This is a genomic window from Streptomyces sp. NPDC026589, assembly GCF_040638385.1.
GTDB lineage: Bacteria > Actinomycetota > Actinomycetes > Streptomycetales > Streptomycetaceae > Streptomyces.
In genome coordinates, this window is record NZ_JBEZYG010000019.1 from 20,329 (window position 1) to 35,388 (window position 15,060).

Genomic DNA, 15,060 nt, shown 5'->3' on the forward strand with positions numbered 1-15,060 from the left:
CCTGTCCGTTTCCGGACACGGTTGCTCCGCTCGATCCTCTCCTGCCACGTCGCGGCCGAAGCACACCCCACCCCGGCCGGTACCGCGCGCCCCGGCCGGGTCAGTCGTTGACGGCCGTGAGCAGGACCACGGCGTCCTGGAGCGCCAGCAGTCCGTGCCGTTCCTGCGGGATCGGGTGCAGGCTCCCGGACGGCAGCTCGGCGTCTCCGGAGGCGGCGGTGAGGCGGACGCTGCCGCGCAGGACGAGGAGCGAGGCGGCGGGCGGCGCGTTGTGCTCGTCGAGCGCCGTCCCCTCGGTGAGGGCGATCACCGTCTGCCGCAAGGGGTGCTGCTGGAGCAGGAGGTGGGCGCTGCGGCCGTGCGCGGAGGCGCGGGCCGCGGTCAGGTGTTCCTCGGCGAGTGCGTTGAGGTCGTCCATGTGCCCACTGTGCCGCAGCCGCGACGGCGCCGCGATCCGCGGGATCAGCGGGGCGCCTTCGCGGTCGAGCCCCGTACCACCAGCTCCGGCTCGAACAGCAGCTCGTCCGGGGGGACCGACCCGCCCCGGATACCCGCGCAGAGCAGTTCGACGGCGGCCCGGCCCATGGCCTCGATGGGCTGGCGGATCGTGGTGAGCGGGGGTTCGGTGCAGTTCATGAACGCCGAGTCGTCGTAGCCGACGACCGAGATCTCCGACGGCACCCGGAGGCCGCGCCTGCGGGCCGCCCGCACCGCGCCGAGGGCCAGGGGATCGCTGGCGCAGATGATGCCGGTGACTCCGCGCTCCAGCAGCCGGGAGGCCGCGGCCTGCCCGCCCTCCAGGGAGAACATCGCCCGCTCGACGTACTCCTCGGCCAGCTCCCCACCGGTAGCCGCCGCGACGGACCGGGCGGCCGCGAGCTTGCGACGGGAGGGCACATGGTCGGAGGGGCCCATCACCACGCCGATGCGTTCGTGGCCGAGGGAGGCCAGGTGGCGCCAGGCGCGCTCGATCGCGACGGCGTCGTCGCAGGAGACGCAGGGGAAGTCCAGTCCTTCTATGGGGGCGTTGATCAGCACGACGGGGATGCGGCGCTCGGCGAGCCGGTGATAGTGCTCATGGGCCTCGTCGGCCTGCGCGAAGAGACCGCCGGCGAAGACCACCCCGGAGACCTGCTGCTGGAGCAGGAGGTCCACGTAGTCCGCCTCGGAGACTCCGCCCTTGGTCTGGGTGCAGAGCACGGGGGTGAGTCCCTGCTGGGCGAGGGCGCCGCCGATCACCTCGGCGAAAGCGGGGAAGATCGGGTTCTGCAGTTCGGGCAGGACGAGGCCGACGAGCCGGGCGCGCTCGCCCCGCAGTTGGGTGGGCCGCTCGTAGCCGAGGACGTCGAGGGCGGTCAGCACGGACTGCCGGGTGGTCCGGGAGACCCCGGGCTTGCCGTTGAGCACCCGGCTCACCGTGGCCTCGCTGACCCCAACCTTCTTGGCTACCTGAGCAAGTCGTCGCGTCATGCCGCAAGACTAGCGTAAGCAACGCAAACAATTGACTTATCCATGCAAGGATTGCATGCAAGAGGGGCGCTTCTCCGTCATCGGGAAGCGCCCCCCTTGCCGCTCAATACGGCCCCTCCCTCCGGGCTACGGGTTGTTGACGATCTTGAAGGTGGAGGTGATGTTCTTGATGTCCTGGGCGTTGTCGCTGAGCTTCAGGCCGTTGAAGGTGACCTCGCCGACGGCCGGACCCTGCCCGGCCTCCGGCATCTCGTTGGCCCACAGCCCGAACCCGGACTTGGCGTCGAAGGCGTCACCGCTCTTGCGCGCACCCGAGACGGAGACGTCGGTCAGCACGGTGTCCTTGATCGGGAACTGGGGCTGTCCGCCGACGTAGTTCGTCTGGAACATGATCCCGCTGTAGGTGGGATCGACGATGTCCATGTTGTTGATGCGAATGCCCTGGAACACCTTGGACGCCGAGAACAGCCAGAGGCCGGGGAAGGTCTGCGATCCCCAGAAGTGACCGCCCGCGCGCACGATCGAGACGTTCTCGATCTTCGTCGGTCCGGTCCCGAACCCGTTCATCGGATAGCCGAAGTCCAGCGAGCTGACCGTGATCCCGGAGTAGACCAGGGTGTCGGCGATGTGGATGTTGCGGAAGGTGTTGTCGTACCCGCCGTAGACGGCGACGCCCGCCGCGCGCCAGGTGAGGATCGAGGTCAGGTTCTCGTAGACGTTGTTCTTCATGTCCGCTCCCCCGGCGTCGATCGCCGAGAAGAGCGCGAAGCTGTCGTCGCCGGTGGCCCGCGCCTCGTTGTTGGTCACCAGGTTGTCGGTGGACCCGTTGGTCATGTTGACGCCGTCGGCGAACATGTTGCGGATCCGGGAGTTCTTGATGGTGACGTTGTCGGTGTTGGCGCCCCAGTAGAGGCACACCATGTGCTCGTTCCAGATGTTGTCGATCACGATGTCCGAGACGCCCGAGAAGTCGAACACCTTGCCCGGCCCGTCGATCCGGGACGTGTAGTTGCCGAAGTACGCGAAGTTCGCGAACGAGGACCCCTTGGCGCCGGCCTCGGCCCGGAAGCCGACATCGGTGTTGTCCTGGGTGGAGGGGGCGTTGAAGCGGGTGTACCAGGGGCCCGCGCCGACCACCTTGACGGCCTTGCCGTAGACCTGGAATTTGCTGGCGGTGCTGTAGTCCCCCGCCGGAAGGTAGACGCCCACGAAGGTGCCGGTGGTGTCCATGCGGACCTTGTCCAGGGCGTTCTGGACGTCCTGGTGGGTGAACCCGGCCGGCACGGTGTACGTGGCGGGGTTCGGGTTGGCGACCGGGGCGACCTGCTCCAGGTTGACGAAGTCGATGGCGTACGTGGTGGTGTTGGCGGTGTCCTTCTGGAGCCGGATCCTCGATCCGGCCGGGACGGTTCTGCCCAGCATCGTGTTCGCCTCGTCGTAGATGTGACGGGGCGCCCCGGAGCCCGGGGAGTTGCCGGGAGCGGCCTCGTTCCCGTACAGCCAGGCGTACTTGGAGGTGAGGTCGATCGCCTTGAGGAAGACGCCGTCCACGTAGACGTTCAGGGTGGAGTCGATGCCGCCGCCGCCCGGGGCGTCGGGGATGGAGAACCGGGTGACCAGGGTGTTGGTGGCGGCCCGGGTGGTGAACTCGACGGAGTCGCCGGTCCGGTCGAGGGTGACGGCCTTGCGTCCCGAGGCCTCGCCCGCGATGTCGCCGACGGTCCGGTTCGGTCCGACGACCTTCGCGGCGCCGCCGGCCGTACCGTCCTCCGCCTCGTACATGTCGTACGGCATGTTGGCGCCGCGTCCGACGAAGAGCGCCTGGGTGGAGGTGTTGTTCTCGCGCTTGACCGGGAGTTCGTTGGCGTCGGCCGCGATCACGGTCCGCACGGTGTACGAGCCGTTGGCGGCGGTCCAGGAGCCGAGCGCGACCGGCCCGGTGGTGGCTCCCGCCGCGATGGCCCCGGTGTGGCTGCCGGTGAGCGTCTTCACCGTGGCGCCCTTGCTGTCGACGAGCGTCAGGGTGATGCCGTGGGCGCCGGCGGCCGAGGCCACCGTGCCCTGGTTCTTCAGCGCGACGGAGAAGGTGACCGTCTCACCGGCGGACGCGGCCGAGGGTGAGGTGGTGACCGCCGAGGCCACCAGGTCGGAGCTGGAGACCGGCTTCACGGCCAGCGGGGAGGCGCTGGTGTAGCCGTTGTTGGTCTCGTTCTGCTCGATGACCTCGTCTGCCGGGTCGGCGACGGCGCTCAGGACGTAGCTGCCCGCGTTCCGGGCACCGATGGAGGCGTCGACCTGGGCGGAGGCGCCCGCCGCCAGTGCGCCGACGGAGGCGGTGGCGACCTTGGTGCCGCCGAGGCGCAGCTCGACCTTGCTCGCCGGGGCCGCGAGCGCGCCGGTGTTGCGGACGGTCGCGGTCAGGGTGACCTCGTCCGTCTCGACCGGTGCGGCGGGTGCGGCGGTGATGCCGGTGACCTGGAGGTCGGGGTTGGCCGCCGGAGCGCCCAGGACCTGGAACTCCGCGACCTGCCCGGCTCCGGAGCCGCTGTTGGCGGTGAACTTCAGCTGGACGTCCGCGACGCGCGCGGAGACCGGGATGGTCACCGTGTTGCCGGAGGCCGGACTGAAGGCGTAATCCTTGGCGGCCGCGAGGGAGTTGAAGGACGAGGAGCTCTGCTCCCGGCCGAGGACCTCGATGCGCTGGGTGCGCGGCCCCCAGCTGCTGTCGGGGTTGAGCTTGATGACGACGTTCTCGGTGTCGGCGTTGGAGCCGAGCTTCACGGTGAGGGTGTTCGGGTAACTGCCGCCCGCGCCCTCCCAGTAGGTGGAGGTGCTGTTGTCGTTGGCGTTCTCCGCGACGAAGGTGTGGACCACGGAGGAGGCGGTGATCGGCTTGTTCACGGCGAGGTTCGAGGCGGAGCCGATCCGCCCGTTGCGGGTGACGGTGTTGCTGTCGACGGAGGCGTTGCCCGCCGCGTCCTTGGCCCGTACGACGTAGCTGACCGTGGAGGACGCCGGCTGGGTGTCGGTGTACGTCAGCACGTTGCCCTCGACGCTGCCGCGCAGCACATTGTTGGCGTAGACGTCGTAGCCGGTCACGCCCTTGTTGTCGGTGGACGCTCCCCAGGTCAGCTTGATCGAGCCGCCGGAGGGCTCGGTGTACGCCAGCGCGGAGGGGGCGGTGGGGGCCTGGGTGTCACCGGTGTCGCCGCGCCGGGTGACGGTGTCGCTGTTGGCGGAGACGTTGCCCGCCGCGTCCTTGGCGCGGACGTAGTAGCTGACGTCCTGCCCGGTCGGCCGGGTGTCGGTGTACGTGGTGACGTCGCCCGCGACGCTGGTCAGCAGGGTGTTGTTCGCGTAGACGTCGTAGCCGGTGACGCTCTTGTCGTCCGTGGAGGCCTTCCACGTCAGCCGGATCTGCCCGGTGGCGGGCTCGGTGAACGCCAGGCCGGCCGGTGCGGTCGGGGCCTGTGTGTCGCCGGTGGTGGGGCCGTAGATCTCCAGTTCGGCCAACTGTGCTGCCCGCGCACCGCTGTTGGCGGTGACCAGGACGCGGACGTACCGGGTGGTCGTGGCGTCGAAGGTGATCGTCGCCGACTGTCCCCCCGCCGCGTCGAAGCGGTAGGCCTTGGACGCGGTGAGGTCGGTGAAGTCCGTACCGTTCGCGCTGCCCTGGAGCTTCAGCGTCTGGCTGCGCGCGGCCCAGCCGTCGGGCAGTCGCAGGACCACCCGGTCCACACCGAGCGACCCGCCCAGGTCCGCCTGGATCCACTGTGGGAACGGGTCGTCGCCGCCGGCCCAGTAGCTGTCCCGGTTGCCGTCGTTGGCGTTGGCCGGAGCCCGGGATCCGCTGCCGCTGCTGGCGGTGAGGGTCTTGCCCGCCGCGAGGTCGGCCGACGACTCACCGGCGCCCCGGACCTCCAGCTCGGAGAGCTGCGCGGCCGGCCAGCCGGTGTTGGCGGTGATGTCGACGCGTACGAAGCGGGTCAGCGTCGCCGGGAACGCGATGGTGACCTCGTTCGCCGCCCCCGGGGCGAAGGTGTACATCGCGGAGTTCTTCAGGGTCGCGAAGCTGGTGCCGTCCGCGCTGCCCTGGAGGGACAGCGTCTGGGTGCGGGTCTCCCAGCCCGCCGGCAGGGTCAGCTTCACCTCGTCGACGCGGGTTCCCGCGCCCAGGTCCGTCTGGACCCACTGGGGCAGTCCGCCTCCCGCGCTCTCCCAGTACGTGGAGCGGTTGCCGTCGGTGATGTGGGACGCGCCGTACTCGGCGTGGGCACTGCTCGCGGCGGCGGCCCGGCCCGCGGCGAGGTTGGGTCCGTCGGCCGCCGCGGCGGCGAGAGACGGTACGCCGATCATCAGAAGACTGGTCGTGACCAAGGCGGATATCGCCCGCCATCTCCAGCGTTGGGCTCTCATAGCTCCCCGATCTTCGGCCTCGGCGCAGGGCGCGTCGAGGGCGCGGCTCTGTGACCGCAGCCAGGGAACACGAGTTTCTGCATGCGCTGCGGCCTGTTTTGCGTTGTGCCGTCAGAGAGTTGCAGAGAAATGAGAGACCGTCCACCGTTCCGACAACAGCCGGACGGCCGGGCGGGGGAGCGGATTCCGTCGCGCGGTCACCGCTCCCCCGCCCCGCGGGCGGGCCGTCACTCCGGCCGCCCGACGGATCGTCAGAGGCCGCCGGTGTACAACAGCAGGTCGGGCGAGCCCTGACCGAGAGCGGAGAGCACGTCCGGGGTGGCCGTGTCCGTCAGCCACCGCGAGACGGCGGCAGGAGACGCCGAGGGGTTCTCCTCCTTGTAGAGCGCCGCGACGCCCGCGACGTGCGGGCTGGCCATGGAGGTGCCGTTCAGCGAGACGGTGCCGCCGCCGAGGCGGGCGGAGACGATGTCGGCGCCGGGGGCGTAGATCGAGAGGCAGGAGCCCCAGTTGCTGAAGGAGGTCTCCTGGTCCTGTCGGTCGCTCGCCCCGACGGTGAACACACCGTCAGCGGCGGCCGGGGAGACGTCACAGGCGTCCCGGTTGTCGTTGCCCGCGGCCACGACGGGCAGCACGCCCGCGTCGGCGACGGCCTCGACCGCCGCGTCGACGGCCGTGGAGCGGTCGCCGCCGAGCGAGGCGTTCAGCACGGCGGGGACACCGCTGCGCTCGGCGTCCTTGGCGACCCAGTCGAACCCGGCGAGGATGCCGGCCCAGGTGCCCCGGCCCTCACAGTCCAGGACGCGTACGTTGACCAGCGAGGCGTCCTTCGCCACTCCGGACGTCGCGCCGCCGACCGTGCCCGCCACATGCGTGCCGTGGCCGTTGCAGTCCATGCCGGCGCGGCCGTCCCCGACGGCGTCGTACCCGCTCGCGACCCGGCCGCCGAATTCGCTGTGCGCGGCGTCGATCCCGGTGTCGACGACGTACGCCTTCACTCCCTTGCCGGTGGCCGTGGTGGTGAAGGTGTCGTCCAGCGGCCGGGCGCGCTGGTCGATGCGGTCGGTGCCCCAGCCGGCCGCGGGCGCCCGGAGCAGGTTCGCGGCCGTGGGCGCGGCGACGGCCACCTCGGCGTTCTCCTCGACGGCGAGGACGCCGGGAGCGGCCCGGACCGCTTGGAGTTCGGTGGCGGTGAGCGTGGCGGCGAAGCCGTGCAGAGCATTTCCGTAACGGAACAACGGGTCGAGCCCGAACTCCCGCAGGACGGTGTCCGGCGAGAGTTCGGGCTTCAGGGTGACGATGTACTGCCCGGGTACGGCCCGGGTGGACTGCTCCACCAGAACCCCTTCCGGTCCGCTGTCGGCCGAGGCCGTGGCGGGTGCGCCGACCAGCGGTGCGATCAGCAGCAGGGCGGCCGTGGCCCATCGGGCGGGCAGGCGCATGCGTTCTCCTAGAGGTGGGGATCCGGTCACGGAACAAGTGCGTCCGCGAAGCGCGAACACCCGTTCCTTCGTCCCCACCCGTCGGTCGCCTTAGCGGGTTCAGCCGGACAGCGCAACGCCCGCGGTCAGCTCCAGCCCGTCGAGGTCGTGTCCGACCTCCGCCCGGAGGTCGTCCTTGGCCCAACTGCCCACGGCCACTTCGGCGGTGATACCGGGCCCGAAGCCGGCGATGAGCCCCTGCGCGGACTCGGCGGCTCCACCGTCGTCGAAGAGCCTCGCCAGTGCGTCGAAGACGACGGAGCTGGCGATGTTGCCGCGTTCGGTGAGGGTGGCCCGGCTGTAGCGGAACATCTCGGGCGGCAGGTCCAGGAAGTGGCAGAGGTCGTCCAGGATGCGCGGTCCGCCCGCGTGGACGATGAAGAAGTCCATGTTCGGGACGGACCAGCCGTGCAGGTCGACCAGGTCCAGGAGCACCGGGGCGAGCATCTCCATGGTGCCCGGGACCCGCTTGTCCAGCTGGAAGTGGAACCCGGTGTCGCGGACGGCGTAGGAGATCCAGTCCTCGGTGTCGGGCACCAGGTGGGAGCCGTTGCGCTCCAGGCGCATGCCGGTGCCGCCCTGTCCCCGTACGACGGCCGCGGAGACGGCGTCGCCGAAGAGCCCGTTGGAGAGCAGCGAGCCGACCCCGATGTCGGTGGGCTGGTAGCACAGCGAGCAGAACTCGCAGGAGACGATGAGGACGTTGGACTCGGGGTAGGCCAGGCAGAAGTCGTGCGCGCGGTTGATCGCCGCGCCGCCCGCCGCGCAGCCGAGCTGGGCGATGGGCAGTTGGCGGGTCTCGGGTCTGAAGCCCATGCTGTTGATGATCCACGCGGTCAGCGAGGGCATCATGAAGCCCGTGCAGGAGACGTAGACGATCAGATCGATCTCGGACGGGTCGGTCTCGGCGTTGACGAGCGCCTGCCGGACGACTTCGGGGACCCGGGTCCTGGCCTCGGCCTCGTACACCTGGTTGCGCGCCTCGAATCCGGGGTGCCGCAGGGTCTTCTCGATGGGCTGCACGAGGTGCCGGGTCTGGACGCCGGTGTTCTGGATGAGCCTCAGGACGAGCTCGCGCTGCGGGTGCCCGGCGTGGGTCTCCCGGGCCAGGTCCAGGGTCTGCTGCATCGTGATGACGTGCTCGGGCACAGCGATGGCCGGTCGGCACAGGGTCGCCATGGGTTCTCCTCGTTCTCTGGAGCGAAGGCTCTCGTCACCATGTGACGGGCAGGGCGAGCGGGTAACGCCAGATGGACGTCGTGTTCCACGAGACGTCCGCGGGCGGCACGTCCAGACGCAGGGCCGGGAAGCGGGTCAGCAGCGTGGAGAAGGCCACTTCCAGTTCCATGGTGGCCAGCGGTGCGCCCAGGCAGTGGTGGGCGCCCCAGCCGAACGTCATGTGCGGGATGGTCGGCCGGTCGGGATCCAGCTCGTCGGGACGGTCGAACTTGGCGGAGTCCCGGTTGGCCGTCAGATAGGACACGTGCACCACGTCGCCGGCCTTGATGAGGACTCCGGAGAGCTCCACGTCCTCCAGCGCGATGCGCGGGATGCCGACGCCCTTGCGGAAGGGGATGTGGCGCAGCAGCTCCTCCAGGGTGCGGGGCAGCCGCTGCGGTTCGGCCCGGAGGGACCGCAGGAGGTCCGGGCGGGTGAGCAGGGTGTAGGCGATGTTGCCGAGTTGGTAGGTCGTGGTGTCCTGGCCGGTGATGAGCAGCACCATCGCCATGACGGCCAGCTCGTCGTCGTCCAGCAGTTCGTCGCCGTCCCGGGCGGTGGCCAGGGTGCTGATGAGGTCCTCGCCCGGGGAGCGGCGCCGCTCCGCGGTCAGCTCCTGGAAGTAGCCGCGCAGCTCCGCCTTGGCGCGTACCGCGTCCTCCTTGCCCGCGGCCCCGACGTTCATCATGGTCATGGCGTGGGCCCGGAGCCAGGGGCGGTCGGCCTCGGGGATGTCGAGTGCCTCGCAGATGGTGATCAGCGGCAGCGGCGCGGAGATGCGGGCGACGAGGTCGGCCGGCGCGCCCTCCTCCTCCATCTCGTCCAGCAGCCGGTCCACCACGCGCTGGGTCCCGCCGCGCATCTGCTCGACACGACGCGGGGTGAAGCTCTTGGCCACCAGCCCCCGCAGCCGGCTGCTGGCGGGCGGGTCCATGAGGTTGATGGACTCCGCCTGCACGATCGGCTCCGGCGTCATCCGGGGGAAGTCGCGGCCGAGGACGGCGCTGCGGCTGAACCGCCGGTCGGTGGTGACCGTCCGGACGTCCTCGTAGCGGGTGACCAGCCAGGCCTCGCCCTCTCCGTACGCCATACGGATGCGGGACACCGGCTCCTCGGTCAGCAATTGCCTGAGCTGGGGGTCGAACTCCAGCTGCTGCGCGTAGTCGAACGGACAGTTCCGGACGGTTTCCTTGTTCTGGACCGAGTTCTGCACCGAGGTGTTCTCCACCGAGGTTCTCCCAATGACCGCTTCGAGGAAAAGGGCGAGTGCCGGACCGGGACCCGGCACCCGACCTACCCTGTGTGCCCCGTCACTCTCCGAAACATGTCAGTGGCACACAGCAGTCAGTCGATCAGGGGGGCGCACGCCCCGGCGCTCATGCGGTCGCCTCCCCGACGGTCAGTGCCTCGGCCCGGTCCAGGACGTGGTGACGGCCGATCGGGAGCATGAGCGGCCGGCCCGATACGGGGTCCTCGATGATGCGGCTGTCGAGGTCGAACACCACCCGTACGGTCTCCTCCGTCAGCACCTCGGCCGGGGTGCCGGACGCGTGGAGCCCGCCGCCGGCCAGGGCGATCAGGTGGTCCGCGTACCGGGCGGCGAGGTTGAGGTCGTGCAGGACCATCACGATGGTGGTGCCGCGCGAGCGGTTCAGGTCGGTCAGAAGGTCGAGGACCTCGATCTGGTGGCTGGCGTCGAGGAAGGTGGTCGGCTCGTCGAGCAGCAGCAGATCGGTCTGCTGGGCGAGGGCCATCGCGATCCAGACGCGCTGGCGCTGGCCGCCGGAGAGTTCGTCCACCGCGCGCTCGGCGAGCGGTTCGGTGTGGGTGGCCTCCAGGGCGGCGGCCACGGCGGCGTCGTCCTTCTCGTTCCAGCGGGAGAAGACGGACTGGTGCGGGTGGCGGCCGCGGCCGACCAGGTCGGAGACGGTGATGCCCTCGGGGGCGACGGGCGACTGCGGCAGCAGACCGAGGGTGCGGGCCAGCTCCTTGGCGGGCAGTCGGTGCACCTCCTTGCCGTCCAGGACGACACGGCCGGCCCGGGGGGCGAGCAGCCGGGACATGGAACGCAGCAGCGTCGACTTGCCGCAGGCGTTGGCGCCGACGATCACGGTGATCCGGCCCGGCGGTACGGCCAGGTCGAGGGAGTCGACGACGGTGCGGTCGCCGTAGCCGAGGGTGAGTCCTTCGGCGGTCAGTCGGTGGTGCGTGGTCATAGCGAGCCTCCCGCCCGGTTGGTGCGGATGATCAGGTAGACGAGGTAGGGGGCTCCGAGGACGCCGGTGACGACCCCGACCGGGTAGCGCTCGCCGAAGGCGAACTGGCCGGTGAAGTCGGCGACGAGGACGAGCAGCGAGCCGACGAGTCCGGCGGGCACCAGCAGGGAGCCGCCCGCTCCGGTGATCCGGGCCGCGATGGGTCCGGAGAGGAACGCCACGAACGCGATGGGGCCGGCCGCCGCCGTGGCGAAGGCGATCAGCCCGACGGCGGCGACGATCACCGTGATCCGGGTGCGCTCCACGCGTACGCCGAGCGCGGAGGCGGTGTCGTCGCCGAGTTGGAGCGCGGAGAGGTTACGGGCCTGGCCCAGCAGCAGCGGGGTGAGGACGGCCGCCGCGACGAGGGCGGGGACGACCTGGTCCCAGGTGGCTCCGTTGAGGCTGCCGGTCAACCAGCGCATCGCCTCCTGGAGGTCCCATTCGGCGGCCCGGGACAGGACGTAGGAGGTGATGCTGTCGAGCATCGCGGAGATCCCGATGCCGATCAGGATGAGCCGGGTGCCGACGACGCCGCCCTTGAAGGCCAACGAGTACACCAGCAGGGCGACTCCGAGGCCGGCGGCGATGGCGAGGACGGAGACCTGGATCTCGCCGAGCGAGAGGGTCACGATGGCGATGGCCGCGGCGGCGCTCGCCCCGGAGCTGATGCCGATGATGTCGGGGCTGGCGAGCGGGTTGCGGAGCATCGTCTGGAAGGTGACCCCGGCCAGGCCGAAGCTGAATCCGGCCACCAGCGCGAGGACCGCGCGGGGCAGCCGCAGCCGGCCCACCGTGAACGACGCGCCCGGCACCTGCTCCCCGAGGATCACCCGGAACACGTCTCCGGGCGGGTAGAAGGTCCGGCCCGCCATGAGCGTCACGGCGAACGCGGCGAGGACGAGGACCAGCAGCGCCAGGACGACCCGGCGGCGGCGCGAGGCGCCGCGCAGGCGACGGCGGGTGGCGGCCTCGACGGACGACGGCCGGGTGAGGACGGGGGCGCTCACAGGGCACGTACCTTCTGTCGGCGGACGATGTAGATGAAGAAGGGGGCCCCGATCAGTGCGGTCACGATGCCGACGTCGATCTCCGAGGGGCGGGCCACGATCCGTCCGACGACATCGGCGACGGTGAGGAGGACCGCGCCGAGCACAGCCGACAGCGGCAGGAGCCAGCGGTGGTCGACGCCGACGAGCAGCCGGCAGGTGTGCGGGACGACGAGGCCGACGAAGCCGATCGGCCCGGCGACGGCGGTGGCCGCCCCGCAGAGCAGCACGGCGCCGAGGGCGGCCACCGCGCGTGCCACGGCGACCCGTTCACCGAGCCCTGCCGCCAACTCGTCGCCCAGTGCCAGCGAGTTGAGGGCACGGGCCGAGAGCAGGCAGACGGCGAAGCCGACCGCGAGGAACGGCATGACCTGGCCGATGCGTTCGAAGGACGCGCCGCCGACGCCGCCGATCTGCCAGAGCTTGAAGCTTCCGGCGATGTCGTTGCGCGGCAGGATGACCGCGCTGACGAGCGAGGCGAAGGCCGCGGACGTGGCGGCTCCGGCGAGCGCCAGCTTGAGGGGGGTCGCCCCTCCTCTGCCGAGGGTTCCCACGGTGTAGACGAACAGCGCGGCGAGGGCCGCGCCCAGGACGGCGGTCCAGACGTATCCGGTCGGCGAGGTGAGCCCGAAGAACGCGACCGCCGTGACGACGGCGAGGGATGCCCCCATGTTGACGCCGAGGATGCCCGGGTCTGCCAGCGGGTTACGCGTCACGCCCTGCATCACGCCGCCCGCGAGGCCGAGTGCGGCGCCGATGACGACGGCGAGGACGGTACGGGGGATCCGCTTCGTCGCCGCCGCCCGGCCCAGGGTGTCGTCCGCGCCGCCGAGCGCCGCGACGACGTCGGACCAGGGGACATCGCGGGAGCCGATGGCGACGGACGCGACCATGACCGCGGCCAGGGCGAGTACGGAGAGGAGGACCCACAGCAGGCGCACGCCCGCCGGACGCCTGGTGACGACGTCCGGCGGGGTACGGGTGTCGGGCTCGGTCACTTGACCTTGTCCGCGGCCTTGGCGAGCGCGGCGGCGTAGTCGTCCAGCACATAGCTGATCGACAGCGGCGTCGGGTTGGCGGCGGTGGCCAGCGGGCTGGTGCCGGGCAGGAGGTAGACGGAGCCGCGCTCGACGGCGGGGATCTTCGAGAGCAGCGGGTCCTTGGTGACCGTCTTCAGCAGCTCGCCGGTGTCGTCGCCGTAGCCGGTGATGATGTCGACGTCGTCGAACGCGTCGATCTGCTCGGCGCTCTTGGTGAGGGCGAACTTCTTCGTGCCCTCGGACGCCTTCGCGATGGACCCGGGGATCTTCATGCCGAGGTCCTGGAAGAACTGTGTGCGGGTGTCGTGGGCGGTGTAGAAGCCGACCTGACTGACGTCGTTGGGGTCGACGTGCGTCATGAACATCGCCGACTTGCCCTTGAGCTGCGGGTACTTCGCGGCGGTCTTCGCTATGTCTCCGTCGAGCTTCTTGATGAGCTTCTCGCCCTCGTCGGCCAGCCCGATCGCCGTGCTGTTCGTCCGGATGATCTCGCGCCACGGCGTCGCCCAGGCGGCTTCCGGGTAGGCGACGACGGGGGCGATCTCGCTGAGGGTCTCGTAGTCCTTCTTGGTCAGACCCGAGTACGCGGCCAGGATGACGTCCGGCTTCGTGTCCGCCACGGCCTCGAAGTCGATGCCGTCGGTCTCGTCGAAGAGTACCGGCGTCTTCGCCTTCAGCTCGTCGAGCTTCTCCTCGACCCAGGGCAGCACGCCGTCGTCGTTGTCGTCGCCGAAGTTGGCCGCGGCCATGCCGACGGGCACGACGCCGAGCGCGAGCGGCACTTCGTGGTTGGCCCAGTTGACGGTCGCGACGCGCTTCGGCTTCGCCGGGATGGTCGTCTTGCCCAGGGCGTGCTCGACGGTCAGGGGGAACCCGCCGGAACGGCTTTCGTCGTCCTTGTTCCCGGCGTCCGTGGTCCCGCCGCAGGCGGAGACGGAGACGAGGGCGGCCGCCACGACGAGCAGGCGGAGGCGGTGTGAAGACATGGGTGTGTACCCGGCTTTCCGGATGTCGGGGTGCCGCTTCTCGCACGTCCGGGGGTGCGCAGCAGTCAGGGATCGGTGCGCGGCACGTGCGTCATCGGCTTAGGTAAGGCTTGCCTTCGAACCCTATGAGAATCGACCCGACTGTCGCAATCAACCGTTTAGGACATGCCTTGTAGCGATACGGACACTCGATCCGGTGGTCACTCCGGCCGGAAGGTCCCCGGGGTGAGTCCCGTCGTACGACGGAAGGCGGCGCCGAACGCGCTCGCCGAGCGGTAGCCGACCTGTTCGGCCACCGCCTCCACGTCCCATCCCCGGGCCAGCAGGCCGATGGCGTGCTGGGCGCGGACCGCCGCCACCCAGCGCACGAAGCTCGTGCCCGTCTCGGCGGTGAACGCCCGGGTGACCGTGCGGGCGCTGACGCCGAGGGCGGACGCCCAGTCCGCCAGCGTCCGCCGGTCGGCCGGATCCTCGCGCACCGTTTCGGCGATCGGGCGCAGCAGCTCGGAGGCCGGGATCCGCACGAGCAGTTCACGGGGCGACGGTACGAGGACGTCGAGCACCAGCGCCTCGGTCGCGGCGCGCGAGGCGGCCGTGAGCCCGGGTTCGCCGAGCCGTTCCAGCAGCAGGCGCAACAGCGGGGTGATCTCGACGGCGACCGGCGTGGCGGAGATCGACGCGGTGGTGCGGAAGCCGAAGAAGCTCGCCCGGAACCAGGTTCCGGCGGTCGCCGATCCGGCGTGCAGGGTCCCCGCGGGCATCCACAGGCCCAGGGTCGGGGTGATCGTCCAGATCCGGCTGCCGACCACGGCTGTGGAGGCGCCGCGCTCGTTCCAGAGCAGTTCGTGGAAGGGGTGGGAGTGCGCGTCCCAGAGCGTGTCGTGGGTGACGACCTCGTCGTAGCCGGCGATGACGAAGGGGGTGTCCACCGAACCGGGAGCGAACGCGGGCAGCGTCCGGGTCTCCCTGGTCATGGAAGGTGGACCTGTCTCGTACGGGGGCCGCTCGCGGCGGACGGGGTGCGCATCGGCTCAGCCTAGAGGTGCGGGGGCGCGCGGATCCAGCGAGCCCCTCAGCCTGCCTCAACTTGACGTTTACGCAGGTCAGTTACGTCCTTCAGGTGAAAGAACCACGGCTTTCGCCGT

Annotated in this window: 10 protein-coding genes and 1 pseudogene; all 11 read right to left on the reverse strand. The window is 70.6% G+C overall.

Features of this window, described 5'->3' with window-relative positions; all coding sequences use genetic code 11:
* Nucleotides 1-100: 100 nt before the first annotated feature.
* The gene (locus tag AB0F29_RS28620) at nt 101-418 is read right to left on the reverse strand and encodes a hypothetical protein (protein WP_018956653.1); all 318 of its coding nucleotides are present in this window, start codon (nt 416-418) and stop codon (nt 101-103) included.
* Between the two features lie 44 nt (nt 419-462).
* Complete coding sequence (locus tag AB0F29_RS28625; protein ID WP_361877704.1) at nt 463-1,470, reverse strand: LacI family DNA-binding transcriptional regulator; 1,008 nt, start codon at nt 1,468-1,470, stop codon at nt 463-465.
* A 126-nt stretch (nt 1,471-1,596) separates the two neighbouring features.
* The gene (locus tag AB0F29_RS28630) at nt 1,597-5,886 is read right to left on the reverse strand and encodes a discoidin domain-containing protein (protein ID WP_361877707.1); all 4,290 of its coding nucleotides are present in this window, start codon (nt 5,884-5,886) and stop codon (nt 1,597-1,599) included.
* A gap of 251 nt (nt 5,887-6,137) precedes the next feature.
* Nucleotides 6,138-7,328 (reverse strand): S8 family peptidase, encoded by a 1,191-nt coding sequence (locus AB0F29_RS28635; protein WP_361877710.1) that lies wholly within the window; start codon nt 7,326-7,328, stop codon nt 6,138-6,140.
* A 99-nt stretch (nt 7,329-7,427) separates the two neighbouring features.
* A pseudogene (locus tag AB0F29_RS28640) lies at nt 7,428-8,558 on the reverse strand (type III polyketide synthase); the annotation flags it as partial.
* A 22-nt stretch (nt 8,559-8,580) separates the two neighbouring features.
* Nucleotides 8,581-9,813: a cytochrome P450 gene (locus AB0F29_RS28645; RefSeq protein WP_361877713.1), complete on the reverse strand. Its 1,233-nt coding sequence runs from the start codon at nt 9,811-9,813 to the stop codon at nt 8,581-8,583.
* Nucleotides 9,814-9,961: 148 nt separating this feature from the next.
* On the reverse strand, nt 9,962-10,801 hold the full coding sequence (locus tag AB0F29_RS28650) for an ABC transporter ATP-binding protein (protein ID WP_361877716.1): 840 nt from the start codon (nt 10,799-10,801) through the stop codon (nt 9,962-9,964).
* On the reverse strand, nt 10,798-11,850 hold the full coding sequence (locus tag AB0F29_RS28655) for an iron chelate uptake ABC transporter family permease subunit (RefSeq protein ID WP_361877719.1): 1,053 nt from the start codon (nt 11,848-11,850) through the stop codon (nt 10,798-10,800). The genes AB0F29_RS28650 and AB0F29_RS28655 overlap by 4 nt, the downstream gene beginning before the upstream one ends.
* A complete protein-coding gene (locus AB0F29_RS28660) occupies nt 11,847-12,887 on the reverse strand; it encodes an iron ABC transporter permease (protein ID WP_361877722.1) in 1,041 nt (346 codons plus the stop codon). The genes AB0F29_RS28655 and AB0F29_RS28660 overlap by 4 nt, the downstream gene beginning before the upstream one ends.
* A complete protein-coding gene (locus AB0F29_RS28665) occupies nt 12,884-13,915 on the reverse strand; it encodes an iron-siderophore ABC transporter substrate-binding protein (protein ID WP_361877725.1) in 1,032 nt (343 codons plus the stop codon). The genes AB0F29_RS28660 and AB0F29_RS28665 overlap by 4 nt, the downstream gene beginning before the upstream one ends.
* A 200-nt stretch (nt 13,916-14,115) precedes the next feature.
* Nucleotides 14,116-14,889: an AraC family transcriptional regulator gene (locus AB0F29_RS28670; RefSeq protein ID WP_361877728.1), complete on the reverse strand. Its 774-nt coding sequence runs from the start codon at nt 14,887-14,889 to the stop codon at nt 14,116-14,118.
* Nucleotides 14,890-15,060: the final 171 nt, after the last annotated feature.

Coding starts and splice junctions, on each gene's coding strand:
- AB0F29_RS28620 (WP_018956653.1), bottom strand. CDS start 418: ATGGACGACCTCAACGCACTCGCCGAGGAACACCTGACCGCGGCCCGC.
- AB0F29_RS28625 (WP_361877704.1), bottom strand. CDS start 1,470: ATGACGCGACGACTTGCTCAGGTAGCCAAGAAGGTTGGGGTCAGCGAG.
- AB0F29_RS28630 (WP_361877707.1), bottom strand. CDS start 5,886: ATGAGAGCCCAACGCTGGAGATGGCGGGCGATATCCGCCTTGGTCACG.
- AB0F29_RS28635 (WP_361877710.1), bottom strand. CDS start 7,328: ATGCGCCTGCCCGCCCGATGGGCCACGGCCGCCCTGCTGCTGATCGCA.
- AB0F29_RS28650 (WP_361877716.1), bottom strand. CDS start 10,801: ATGACCACGCACCACCGACTGACCGCCGAAGGACTCACCCTCGGCTAC.
- AB0F29_RS28665 (WP_361877725.1), bottom strand. CDS start 13,915: ATGTCTTCACACCGCCTCCGCCTGCTCGTCGTGGCGGCCGCCCTCGTC.
- AB0F29_RS28670 (WP_361877728.1), bottom strand. CDS start 14,889: ATGACCAGGGAGACCCGGACGCTGCCCGCGTTCGCTCCCGGTTCGGTG.